9 protein-coding genes are annotated in these 12,893 nt (G+C 48.1%); 7 read left to right on the plus strand and 2 right to left on the minus strand.

The features are described from left to right. On the minus strand, positions 1-912 hold a 912-nt coding region (locus ACP5SG_RS07705), incomplete at its 3' end, for a chloride channel protein (RefSeq protein WP_428123273.1). Between the two features lie 484 nt (positions 913-1,396). Between ACP5SG_RS07705 and ACP5SG_RS07710 the strand changes: the two genes are divergently transcribed. Beyond that, entirely contained in the window at positions 1,397-2,728 is a 1,332-nt protein-coding gene (locus ACP5SG_RS07710; protein ID WP_237888016.1) for a chloride channel protein, read from the plus strand. Between the two features lie 58 nt (positions 2,729-2,786). Here the strand turns inward: ACP5SG_RS07710 and ACP5SG_RS07715 are convergent, their stop codons facing one another. Then, a complete protein-coding gene (locus ACP5SG_RS07715; RefSeq protein WP_428123279.1) occupies positions 2,787-3,431 on the minus strand; it encodes a class I SAM-dependent methyltransferase in 645 nt (214 codons plus the stop codon). Between the two features lie 235 nt (positions 3,432-3,666). Between ACP5SG_RS07715 and ACP5SG_RS07720 the strand changes: the two genes are divergently transcribed. From ACP5SG_RS07720 to ACP5SG_RS07745, 6 genes are all read left to right on the plus strand, one after another. After that, positions 3,667-4,131, plus strand: a complete 465-nt coding sequence (locus ACP5SG_RS07720) for a YMGG-like glycine zipper-containing protein (protein ID WP_237888012.1) — start codon at positions 3,667-3,669, stop codon at positions 4,129-4,131. A gap of 213 nt (positions 4,132-4,344) precedes the next feature. After that, positions 4,345-5,679 carry a histidine--tRNA ligase gene (gene hisS / locus ACP5SG_RS07725; protein ID WP_237888010.1) on the plus strand — a complete coding sequence of 445 codons (1,335 nt, stop codon included), beginning with the start codon at positions 4,345-4,347 and terminating at the stop codon, positions 5,677-5,679. Between the two features lie 45 nt (positions 5,680-5,724). Continuing rightward, the gene (gene aspS, locus ACP5SG_RS07730) at positions 5,725-7,527 is read left to right on the plus strand and encodes an aspartate--tRNA ligase (protein ID WP_237888008.1); all 1,803 of its coding nucleotides are present in this window, start codon (positions 5,725-5,727) and stop codon (positions 7,525-7,527) included. Position 7,528: 1 nt separating this feature from the next. Continuing rightward, positions 7,529-9,358, plus strand: a complete 1,830-nt coding sequence (locus tag ACP5SG_RS07735) for a triose-phosphate isomerase (protein WP_428123288.1) — start codon at positions 7,529-7,531, stop codon at positions 9,356-9,358. Further along, a complete protein-coding gene (locus tag ACP5SG_RS07740) occupies positions 9,318-11,066 on the plus strand; it encodes a radical SAM protein (protein ID WP_237888005.1) in 1,749 nt (582 codons plus the stop codon). The genes ACP5SG_RS07735 and ACP5SG_RS07740 overlap by 41 nt, the downstream gene beginning before the upstream one ends. After that, on the plus strand, positions 11,063-12,784 hold the full coding sequence (locus ACP5SG_RS07745; RefSeq protein WP_237887996.1) for a flagellar assembly protein A: 1,722 nt from the start codon (positions 11,063-11,065) through the stop codon (positions 12,782-12,784). Before ACP5SG_RS07740 ends, ACP5SG_RS07745 begins: the two co-directional genes overlap by 4 nt. Positions 12,785-12,893 lie beyond the last annotated feature (109 nt).

Consider the following 12,893-nt stretch of genomic DNA (forward strand, 5'->3'; position numbering starts at 1 on the left):
CAACAGGCCCAGATGTTGCCCGCCCAACACCCCTTCTATAGTCCTGTAGCCTACTCCTAAGACCTGCGGCAGAAATACCCCAATGATCCCCAGAAACACGCCGGCAATAGCTGGTTTCAGCCAGCCAGGAAACCGCCATGCCGAAAACATGTCTTTAAATATATAGAGAAGTCTTGTGTAAATGGCTGAGATAGGACCTGAAACCAGGCCAAGCCCAAGATAAAGCGGGAGGTCTTTGAATGCACTGATTGAGCGGTGAAAGACATGGAAGGCAGGCTCAGGCCCGCTAGCCCACTGGGTAAAGATTGCAGATATCACCGATGACAATATCACGATGCCCAATGCCCCACCGCTTATCTCGCCCAAGACTATCTCCATGGAGAAAAAGACGCCTGCGATAGGGGCGTTGAATGCGGCTGATATCCCACCTGCAGCTCCGGCCGCTACAAGTATCTTAATACGCTCGTCCGAGAGTCTGAGCTTCTGGCCGAGCATTGAACCAAAACTTGCACCTATTTGAACCGATGGGTCCTCTGGTCCGACTGATCCTCCAGAACCTATTGAAAGGGCGGATGCTACAGCCTTAACAGGCGCAAACATATAGGGTAACCGCCCGCCGGCTATGGCGACCGCCTCTATAAGACCCGAGACACCCTGTAACCGCTTCTGACCTCCAACCAAATATACAAGCAGGCCTACTGCAAACCCACCCAAAACCGGCAATGGAAGCACACGCCACGGACCCAAAAAATTTAAAAAATAACCCAATCTTTCAAAAAAGAACAGGTGCGCAAGGCCGATCAAGCATTTAAACAGCCATACCCCTACGCCACTTCCAAGCCCTATAAACAAGGCCGCTCCGCCCAGCACCATAGACTCGGATGGCTGCCAACGCTCTAAAAGGCGCTGCAAATTAAAGATGTTATAAAGATATCTATGGCGATTCATTTTAGATCACAGCCAGATCACGATCCCTTGATCTAAGGAGATCATAGTCATTGATAGACATAACTTTGTCAAGGATTAAAGCAATGTTAGGGTATCATGAAACATATTTGTCGACCCATTATACCGCGTAATTAATTTGTCCTTTTTCATAGTCTCAGGAGATCTGGACCATGAGCAGTTGAGATCACCACAGAAGGTTTTACAGATCTAATTTGGATAGGCACACAATTGAAAGAGGCGCGTTCGTCAAACCGAGGTGGTTTGCTTGACTGTCTATGTCGCCTCTGATATATGTTTGACATCTTGATATGATTATTATACACGATGAGAAATCAGCTAGTGACCTAACCGATCTAAATACCGCCATGCCAGAGATAGAAGTGGGGGTCACATCATGGGCGCAGACTTGTGCAATAGCAGCATTTTGCCTTCTCAACTCAAATAGACGTTGAAAGCCTTGATTCCTTCCGATCTTCCACAGCCTGCCTACAACACCTCCTCCGATCTACATCTGTTGCGGATGCTTGCCCTTGCGATTGCAGTCGGCATACTAGGTGCATTTGCCGTACTGTCATTCCGCTGGCTTCTGATCTTCAGCGAAACCTGCATCTATGGAACGCGGCTGGGGCTGGTGGCGGATGCAGCCATGCTCCCGCCTCTACTACGCGCTGTCTCGCCAGCCATAGGCGGACTGCTGGCGGGCTTGATCCTGGAGTATCTCGCAGGGCAGGGCAAAGGCAAAAACGGCGCAGACTATATGGAGGCGATAGTCGCGGGAAGAGACCTGCCGGCGCGTGATTCGCTCCTGAAATCAGCCGCATCGGCTGCATCGGTGGTCTCGGGCGGCTCTATTGGACGCGAGGGTTCGATGGTGCAGCTTGCAGCGCTTACCGGATCCGCCATTTCTGACTGGCTCCATTCCGCCCCTAGCGAACGCCATTTTTTGATCGCATGCGGCGCGGCTGCCGGTGTAGCCGGCGCCTACAACACACCCATCGCCGGGTCGCTTTTTGTAGCGGAGATCGTGCTCGGAGGCATCACCATAAGCAGGCTCGGGCCGCTTCTCCTTGCATCCACTGTATCCGATCTAGTGGTGCGCCATATTACCCATGTCGGGCCGATCTATGCCGCCGCCCCTGGTAAGCTCTCCACGGCACCAGAATTGATGCTCGTCGCACTGCTCGGAATCGGCGCCGGGGTACTCGGTTCTGTTTTTGTCCGCCTTATGGACACTACACATAACGCCTTCAGACATCTAACCCTGCCGCTCTGGATAAAAATGGCAACAGCCGGGCTTGCGGTAGGCACCCTTTCGACCATACGTCCTGAGGTCTGGGGCAACGGCTATTCTGTAATCAACTCGCTGCTGCATAGACCCCATGCCTGGGACATAGTTCTGCTTATCCTTATCCTAAAGACCGCTGCTACAATATTAACAACCGGTTCAGGGGCGGTTGGCGGCGTGTTTACGCCTACACTATTTGTAGGAGCGGCGCTTGGCAGTCTAGGTGGGTCTGGTATACACATGATACTGTCAGGCGCCTCGGAAAATGCCTACGCCATCGTAGGCATGGGTGCCTTTCTCGCGGCGGTCACACATGCCCCGCTCACATCGGTGATTATGGTCAGCGAAATGACATTTGGTTTTACGCTGGTGCCGGCGCTTACCCTTGGGTGCTTAAGCGGCTATTATGTCTCGGCATCACTCCATCCAGCCTCAGTCTATGGACATTCCAAGCCGCCTACGCACCCAACGGAACACCTTGACACAGGATCATGAAATCGTCCCGATTTCAATCAAAAAGTATGCCGGGGATCCGGCCGGGCAACAGATAATCTTAATCCCTTTCACAACAGATGAGCTTTGTCTTTCCATTTGCGGTGATCTCCCTGGAGACATTGCTGAATATACCCTGCAGCTCCTGTATCTCGTTTTGAACTATCCGACGCCCCTCCTTCCCCATGGAAAGGAGCCTTATGTGATACAAAAATCTTGTTATGGGCCTTTTTGGTTCCTCATGCTCCATCATACAGAAACGACCCATAGGCGCCAGAATACGTTTTATCTCTTTCAGCGCCGAACCTCTGGTCTGTCCTGTCAATTCATAAATTGCATGGGAACAGGTAACGACATCAAATATATTCGCCTTGAAAGGCAGATCAGCCGCATCGGCAACGACAAAAAATATATTTTTCAAACCTTTTTGGTCCGCCTTCTCCATGGCCTTTTTCAACATCCCGAAAGAAAAATCCGCCCCTACGACCAAACCATCCTGTACATATTCCGACATAACCGATGCCACCGCACCCGTCCCTGTACACAGATCAAGCGCCCGATCCCCAGGCTTGACCTTTGTACTCCTGGCAAGGTAATGTCTCAGAGAAAGGGTCTTGTCCTTGGAATGCAGACTGATAACCCAGTCATAAAAATGAGAAAAGATATCATAGTATTTACGTCTGTAATGTATCATAGTCAGTCTCAAACAAAGTCATATTAATGGCTTATAATCCCAACGATACCGGTCAGCTTCAGTCGATTAGAGGCAGATCGACAACAATATGGGCGGCATCATCTTGCTATTTAAACCCTATTCGTTTAATTTTATATCCTAAGTTAGGACCTGCCTATACACAAGGCAGGTGCACCATATTCAGCAAAAATTTAAAGACAACCTGTCCGCCGCTGGACAGGGCAACAAAAAACAAGAGGAGATGACAATGATGGGAAGAACACAAAGATTGGAACGGCTGATTACGGCAATAAAGGTCAATCGATTCCGCTGGATCAAAGGCCTGTCCTTCCTGACCGCGTTTATCTTTTCATGCAGTATCATGGCAGGATGCGCTCCTACGCAGTCAAACTATGAGGGCGCAGGCGTAGGGGGCGCTATAGGGGCTGCCGCCGGCGCACTTCTTGACAGAAGCAATCCGTGGCGCGGCGCTGTCATAGGAGGTGCCCTCGGTGCGGTTGCCGGCGGGACTATGGCCGAGATCTCGAAGAGGGCGGCCATGGAGGCCAGGGATCAGGGTAGACCTGTAGTTTATGAACGCCGGACCTCCGAAGGGGGCTGGCAAAAGGTGGAGGCCACCCCTACAAACAGATACAATGGTACAAAGCGATGTGTGTCCGTCAAAACCTATGAAAACGGCCACCTTGTAGACGAAACCATGAACTGCGATTAGCACAGCTGATCTACCTGCCGCCATCTGCCTGCTTGTAAACATGATAAGTAGGCAGATGTGTATTTCTCTACTAGAAAGGTGACGTCTTCGTCCTAAGCGCAGGCGGAAGCAGCAGTCAACAAATCAGCGCAGAATAACCAGTGCAAAAGGCCGGTGCATCCCGGCCTTTTTCTCGTTATTTTAAAATGCGACACTGAGATTAAGGATCAATAGATGTCAATAAACGCAATACGCGGCTTTAAAGACATATTGCCGGACGAAAGCGGCATATGGAGCGGGATAGAGACGACTGCTAGGAAGGTATTGGCCTCTTTCGGCCTTAGAGAGATACGCGTACCCATACTTGAAAGGACCGATGTCTTCACCCGCGGCATAGGAGAACATACCGATATAGTCGAAAAGGAGATGTACACCTTCTCCGACAGAAATGGCGATTCCATAAGCCTTAGACCAGAAGCCACCGCAGGTATTATCAGGGCAGTCATAGAACACAAACTCTATACCGCTTCAAAGGTCTTGAAACTCTTCACCATCGGCCCGATGTTCAGGCATGAGCGGCCTCAGAAGGGCAGACTCAGACAATTCCATCAGATAGATGCAGAAATAATCGGAACTGATGCGCCGCTTTCAGACGCCGAGGTGATTGCCGCACCTTGGGAGGTCATAAAACAACTCGGAGTTGATGACGTAAGGGTCGAGATCAATTCCCTTGGCTGTCGTATCTGTAGAACTACCTACAGAAAGACACTCGACGATTTTCTTGACGAAGTACAAAAAGATCTATGTCCCGACTGCCAAAGGAGGAGCAAGACCAACCCATTGCGGGTCTTCGATTGCAAACAAGAGGGATGCAGGGTTGCATTAAAGCCTGCGCCGCTCATAAGAGATCATCTATGTGAAGCATGTACACGACACATGGAGGCGGTGTCGGACTACCTGCTCCTGTCTGATGTCCCGTTTACGGTCAATCCCTATCTAGTAAGGGGGCTTGATTACTATGTAAGGACCACATTCGAAATAGTCTCGTCTGCCCTTGGGGCCCAGGGCGCCGTTGCAGCCGGCGGGAGATATGATGGACTTTTAAAGACCATTGGGGGGCCTGATTTGCCGGGCGTAGGGATGGCAATAGGGTTAGAACGTCTAGCATTGATGGTGTCCGGTAGGAAGGCCGCACCGGAAAATATCGATCTTTTCATAGCTGCCCTTGGAAAAGAGGCGAGACGAACGGCCCTTCCATGGATAAATTCCTTAAGAAGGATGGGATTTGAGGTACAAACCGTTTACGAGGAAGACAGAGGGCTGAAGTCTCAACTCAAAGACGCCGATAGATTAGGCGCCAGGTTCGTTCTTATAATTGGGGAAAACGAGATAGATTCAGGGAAATTGATCTTGAGAAATCTTGTCTCCCATGAACAGCAGGAAATACAAATAGATAATAACATAGTTGATGAAATTACACTAAAGATAAAAAAGGCAAAAATCATAACACCGCGCAGAAACGGCTTTCACGCCAGCAACAAAAGAGATACGAATGAAATTAATAAATAAACGGCCGACTGACGACTCTGCAACGCAAGGAGGCGCAAGGATTTGATGGATTCTATAAACGGGCTTAAACGCACCCACGACTGTTCGAGCCTCACGGAGGCTGCCTTTAATCAGGAGGTGACGCTAATGGGCTGGGTCCTGAGGCGGAGGGACCACGGAGGGCTCATATTTATCGACCTAAGAGATAAGACAGGCATCACCCAAGTGGTCTTTGCACCCGAGGTGGACGCCAAGACCCATAAAAAGGCCCACAGGCTCAGGAGCGAATATGTAATAGCAGTGAGGGGCAAGGTCAGAAGGCGCCCTGAGGGGATGGAAAACCCTAAGATAAAGACCGGCATGATAGAAGTAGCCTGCAACGAATTGAGGATATTGAACACATCCAATACCCCACCGTTTCCACTGGATGACGATGAGGCAGAGCCATCAGAGACCTTGAGGCTCAGATACCGCTATCTAGACCTCAGGAGGCCCAAGATGATGGAAAACATCATCTTCCGCCACAAGGTATGCCAGGCCGCGCGTTCATATCTAAACGACCATAACTTTATCGAGGTTGAAACGCCCGTCCTGACCAGGAGCACACCTGAGGGCGCCCGAGATTATCTTGTCCCGAGCAGACTGAACCCGGGTTGCTTCTATGCCCTTCCGCAATCGCCGCAACTTTACAAACAGATGCTCATGGTAGCCGGTTTGGAGAGATACTACCAGATAGTACGTTGTTTCAGGGATGAAGATCTAAGGGCCGATCGTCAGCCCGAATTCTCTCAACTCGATATAGAACTTTCCTTTGTAGATGAGGAAGACATCATCGTCCTCATAGAAGGCCTGATCTCTCACATATTCAGAGAAACCACAGGGAAGAGGTTGACGACGCCTTTTCCAAGGCTCACATACAACGAGGCCATGGAGCGCTTCGGAACCGATCGCCCTGACGTCCGCTTCGGTCTTGAGCTGAGGGATATAAGCGATATAGCAGCAGGGTGCGGATTTTCCGTATTTGCAAACGCAACAGCATCAGGCGGGGTGGTCAAGGCCGTAAACGGGAAAGGAATGACGGATATCTCAAGAAAAGATCTGGATGACCTTACAGAATTCGCAAAGGGATTCGGCGCGAAAGGACTTGCGTGGGTAAAGATAAAAGAAGATGGTTCATGGCAATCCCCGATTGCAAAATTTTTCACCGAAGACGAAAAACGTGCGATAGAGTCGCGGCTCGACGCTGCAACCGGAGACATCTTGTTTTTCGGGGCCGATCAGAAGCCTGTCGTATATAAAGTCCTTGGCGAACTCAGGCTTGAGATCGCAAGGCGGAGGGGGATCATCCCAAAAGAGGTTTTTGATTTTGTCTGGGTGACCGACTTCCCGTTGTTTGAATATGATCAGGGAGAAAAACGTTTCGTCGCAGTCCATCATCCATTCACCGCACCGAAAAACGAAGATATAGATATCCTTGAAAAGGACCCGGCGTCTGTAAGGTCAAGGGCCTATGACCTGGTACTCAACGGTATTGAGATAGGGGGTGGGAGTATCCGCATCCATCAATACCCGCTTCAGAAAAAGATATTCGAGGCACTTTCGATACCTGAAGAGGAGGCGAAGGACAAGTTCGGATTTCTCCTTGAGGCCCTTGAATTCGGTGCGCCGCCCCACGGCGGTATAGCCTTTGGCCTTGACCGTCTTGTGATGCTCATGAAAAACTTGGAGACCATAAGGGATGTAATAGCCTTTCCTAAAACCCAAAAGGCCCAGTGCCTACTCACCCATGCACCTGCAGAGGTGAGCATGACTCAGCTTGCCGAGCTTTATCTCAGGCCGGGTTGGAATCCAGACAAAAAGGAGGTGTAGTATGGCAAAATGGAATCCTGATCGCGGACTGCTGGATCATGTGCACAGCAAACACTGGCGCCATAGGCTCCAGGATGTGTCTGAACCCAATCTCATGCGTGAGATATTCCCTTACAGTGAGGTCTGCCGCATTGATTTCGAACACAAATATCTCATTCCATCCCCTTCTAAAGAGATGCTCATCACCGATACGACATTCAGGGACGGGCAACAGGCCCGCCCTCCCTACACAGTGGAGCAAATCTGCAGGATATTCGACTTTTTAAAGAGGCTCAGCGGACCGCGCGGCATAATCAGGCAATCCGAGTTCTTCCTCTATACAAACAAAGACAAGGAGGCGGTCGCAAAATGTCTTGAAAAGGGCTATGAGTTCCCTGAGATAACCGGCTGGATAAGGGCGAAAAAAGAAGACCTCAAACTCGTAAAAGATATGGGTCTGAGGGAGGCTGGGATACTCACATCCGCCTCCGACTATCATATATTCCTAAAACTCAACAAGACCCGGAGGGAGGCGCTGGATTCATATCTTGCCATAGTAAAAGCTGCCTTGGAGTTGGGGATAAGGCCAAGATGCCATTTTGAAGACGTAACCAGGGCCGACATCTATGGCTTTTGCGTCCCATTCGCCATCGAGCTTATGAAACTAAGGGAGGAAAGCGGGATAGATATAAAGATAAGGCTCTGCGATACCCTTGGTCTGGGTGTGCCATACCCAGGGGCCGCCTTACCGAGAAGCGTCGCTGGCCTTGCGAGGGCTATGATCGACGATGCAGGGGTCCCAGGTGCACTCCTTGAGTGGCACGGCCATAACGACTTCCATAAGGGATTTGTAAATGCGGTGACGGCATGGCTCTATGGCTGCGAGGCAGTGAACGGGACGCTCCTCGGTTTCGGAGAAAGAACCGGCAATACGCCTATCGAAGCGCTTCTGATAGAAAGAATGGCCCTGAGGGCCACAGATGACGGAATAGACACCCTGGCTATAACGGAAATGGCAAGTTACTTTGAAAAGGAATTGGGCGTACATATACCTAAAAACTATCCCCTTGTCGGGGCAGATTTCAATACGACCAGTGCAGGCATCCATGCCGACGGCCTTTTGAAAAACGAAGAAATATACAACATCTTCGACACAGCCAAGATATTGGGTCGCCCGGTCTCCGTTAACATTTCCGACAAGGCCGGCACGGCCGGCATAGCCCATTGGGTCAATACAAGGCTAGGGGTCACTGATGAAAAGATGGTGGACAAAAAACACCCTGGCGTCGTTAAAATATATAAAAAGATCATGCAACAATATGAACAGGGCAGGGTTACATCGATGTCTGACGAGGAAATGGAGGTCTTGGCAAGGAAATATATCCCGGAACTCTTTAAATCAGACTTTGATGAACTCAAGGCAGAGGCCCATGACCTTGCCTTCCACCTTATAGGTTCACTTGTGGAAGGACCGGAGATCAGGTCAATGGATCCTGCACGGATAGAACCAACTCTGAAACAGGTCATAGACGATTATCCGTTTATCCAATTTCTCTATGTCGTTAATGCCGATGGCAAGAAGATCACGCGTAACATCACACACTTAAAATACAGGGCTAAATATACAACCTTTAGGCTTGACGAGGACTTCTCCGACCGCCCATGGTTCATAGAACCCATGCAAAACGGTAAGGTCTATATCTCTGACTTTTACACCTCAAAGATCACAGGTGCCCTATGCATAACCGTCTCAGCGCCCATATTGAACAACGAAGACGAAATCGTTGGCATACTGGGCATGGATATAAGATTTGAAGACCTCGCAAAAATGGAACAAGACGAAGAGGATTGAAAAGGGAGCGATCCGCAAAAAACGAACCGGGCGGACGCCTATCGCTCTGGTCTTCCCAGATACCTATCAACTGGGCATGGCCAACCTGGGCCTCCAAACAGTATATGGCGTACTCAATAGCGATGATCGAGTAGTAGCGGAACGTTTTTTCGTGCCTGGGCCACCGTTTGACCCACTAAATGATGCCCTGCTCTCAGAGGAATCAGGAAGACCGCTTACAGACTTCAGGATAATCGTCTTTTCGATAAGCTTTGAGTCAAGCTATCCAAATCTCGTAAAGGCCTTGGCCTCTGCCCGCATCCCGTTAGATTCCAATGAAAGAGGCGAAGGAGACCCTGTCATTATAGCTGGCGGGATTGCAACGATCATAAATCCAGAACCGGTAGCGGCGTTTATAGACATATTTCTGCTCGGAGATATAGAGGCCATGACCCCGCAACTTACGGTTGTGTTGACTGCGCTTGAGGATGCCAAGGCCTCAAGAAGAGAACGACTGCGGGAACTGGCTGCGCGCATGAATGGGGTTTATGTCCCGCAGGCATACACGCCTATCCACAAGGACGGCGCACTCACAGGCTGGGGGCATGAGGACGGCTTTAATATACCGGTCGCCCCTGCCGTATTTCTTGACAGGCCCGAGATCGCACCGCACACCCAGATCATCTCATCCGATTCGGCCTTTCCAAATATGTTCATGGTCGAGGTCTCAAGGGGTTGCGGACGGGGCTGTAGATTCTGTGCCGCAGGGTTTGTCTACCGTCCACCGCGCCGATGGCCCATGGAGGCGGTAGCCTCCGCCCTTGCGCAACGCAAAGATGCAAAGGATATCGGACTAGTAGGTCTTGAATATCTAGGGCTGGATGAGATAGAATGGCTTTCCGAGCGGCTTACGTCAGAGGGCTTAAGGCTTTCGTTTTCATCATTGAGGGCTGACGCTGTAACTCCGTCATTTGTAAGGTTGCTCAGGGCATCAGGGGCCAAGGTGGCTACCATTGCACCAGAAGCCGGATCCGAAGCCTTGAGGCGTACGATAAACAAGAATCTTACTGATGACCAGATACTTATAGCTGTCGATGCGATAGCCTCAGGCGGCGTGCCGAACCTTAAGCTCTACTTCATGCTTGGGCTCCCGTTTGAGACGGATGAAGATGCGCTGGCCATCGTGGAACTCGTAGACAGGATACGCTTGACCATGAGGCCAATCGGCCAGGCCAACAAACGGCTTGGCAATATAACCGTATCCGTGAGCGCTTTTGTCCCAAAGGCCTGGACTCCATTCCAATGGGCGGCCTTCGCCGATGAAAAGACCATGATAAAAAGGATCAGGATTCTAAAAGACGGATTAAGGCTTCCGAATGTTATTATACGTATGGAGCCTTTTAAAAACGCAAGACTCCAGGCCCTCCTGAGCAGAGGGGACAGATTGCTTGCACCAGTTGTCAAAGAAATAGCGCTTTCCAGGACCTCGTTGCATATGATATTAAACAAAAATGACCTGTTTGCCGAAAAATATCTTAGCGGCAGGGAGATAGGTGCCATTTTGGCATGGGAGATAATCAAACATAGGGTAAGGAAGGATTATCTTGCCATGGAATGGAGAAAGGCTGCAGCGGCCAGGCAAACAGGTTTCTGCAATCCCCCTGCCTGTAAAAGATGCGGCGCATGTGGGTCTGCCGCCATCGGTCCCCAGATTGGCAAAACATCATGAAAGACGACTTGCTCAAATCTCCGGCATACCTTGCAGACGCCATCTCAGATACCATGCTTGAGGTATTTGTTGATGAAAGCATCCAGGCCTCGTTTATGACCCTTCCACCGGTCGGCATGTTCGATGAAGCCATATTGGCAGAAGCGATCAGGATCGTGTTGAAGAGATTCAACATAGACATGCCAGGGGAAATATATGAAAAAATAAGGTCAGGCGCCCAAGAAAAATTCGTCTTCCAGGTCGATACCATAATAAAAGGCCTGCCGCGCTTCAGAACGATAAATGTAAATTGCGTGGTGACGGCAAGAAATCTGACCATCACTGGCGAGCCGCCTTCAAACGGAGAGGATGGGGAGGCGGCTATCTATTTTGACTATAGTTTCATGCCAAATGCCGTATCTTTTAAAGGAGACAGCGCATTTGATTTAAAAGATCTTCAATATCTACCACAGACAAAAGGAAATGAACTGCTTCTCAATATCTATGGACCAACCGCTGGATCGCCAGGCCTGGACGTCTTCGGCACTCCTATACTGCCGAAACCAGGCAAACCGTTTATGCTGGAATTAGGTGAAGGTATCGTCGAAAAAACCTGTGCATCCCAAGATAAAGACCGTTCATGTACAGCAGTATATTCACTGAATCATGGCATTATATTTGCTGAATTTAAAGACAAATTAAGAAGACCTCAGAACCTAACCAAGATATCAATACTCAATCACATAAAAATCCTACCGCTCAATCTAACGCCAGCCAATATAGTAGATTATCCAGACGAAATAACATCAATGGCTGACATGTTTGTCCAAGGAGACATTCGCGGTCCAATTTCAATTTTTGTAAATGGCAATTTAACAGTTGATGGAGCAATAGAGTGCAAAAAAATAGAAGCATCTAAAATAATAAAGGCAAATTTTGCTAAAACTGAAGCAAAGGCAGGAAACTTAATAGATATAGCAATAGTTTCAAATGCAATCTTGCAAGCAGAAAAAATGATTAAAATTACAAAAGAAATTGTACATTCCAAAATTACTACAAGACATCTAATATTACAAAAAGAAGACAAAACAGAAATTCTATGTGCATATCTACAAATTATAGCAGAAAAAATTGAGATGAATGGTGTAAGTATAAGAAATATAGTAGAAATAAATCTAGGAAAGACTATTTTTAATGAACTGAGAGAATTAAATGAAAAAGCATCGAAAATTTTAGCTTTACTGGAAAATATAATAAAAGATATACGTGAAATGATAATTATACTGATTGAAAAAATCAAACTGATGATTACAGAAACAGACAAACAACAAAAAAAAATACTTATTTCACTATTAGATATTTTAATAGGAATGGTTAAAGGTTATAATTCTCCATTTAAGGTAACTGAAGAAGTTAAAAATTGGATTAAAATATATGGACATCAATTTTATAACATTACCAAAAAAACTATGCAACTAATTCCTCTATTGGATGGCTATAATACAGCACAGACTGAATTTCAAACTATCACTAATCAAAAAAAAGATATCTCAAATAGATTAAAAAATATCAAGGCTGATATAAAAGGTAATATATTTACATCTGGTCTCATTATAATCAAATGCGACGATCAAGAACTAAAATTCGGATGCAGGCCACAGATAGCTAAAGAGCAGATTGACATTTCTTTATTCTATGTGCCTGACAAAGGATTGATATCATCAAAAGATATGTCTTAAAAAACTTCTAAAAGTTGTAATGATGCTTAAAGATATTAATTCTTCAGTCCATGTCTCCCTCCTAGTTGCAAATTGACAATGATGGACAAGCTCGTTTTTAAGGGTACCC

Source organism: Dissulfurimicrobium sp. (genome assembly GCF_049968175.1).
Taxonomy (GTDB): domain Bacteria; phylum Desulfobacterota; class Dissulfuribacteria; order Dissulfuribacterales; family Sh68; genus Dissulfurimicrobium; species Dissulfurimicrobium hydrothermale.

Bases quoted from the DNA above. Each gene is read 5' to 3' on its own strand.
- ACP5SG_RS07720 (WP_237888012.1), top strand. From the start codon at position 3,667: ATGATGGGAAGAACACAAAGATTGGAACGGCTGATTACGGCAATAAAG.
- hisS (WP_237888010.1), top strand. From the start codon at position 4,345: ATGTCAATAAACGCAATACGCGGCTTTAAAGACATATTGCCGGACGAA.
- aspS (WP_237888008.1), top strand. From the start codon at position 5,725: ATGGATTCTATAAACGGGCTTAAACGCACCCACGACTGTTCGAGCCTC.
- ACP5SG_RS07735 (WP_428123288.1), top strand. From the start codon at position 7,529: ATGGCAAAATGGAATCCTGATCGCGGACTGCTGGATCATGTGCACAGC.
- ACP5SG_RS07745 (WP_237887996.1), top strand. From the start codon at position 11,063: ATGAAAGACGACTTGCTCAAATCTCCGGCATACCTTGCAGACGCCATC.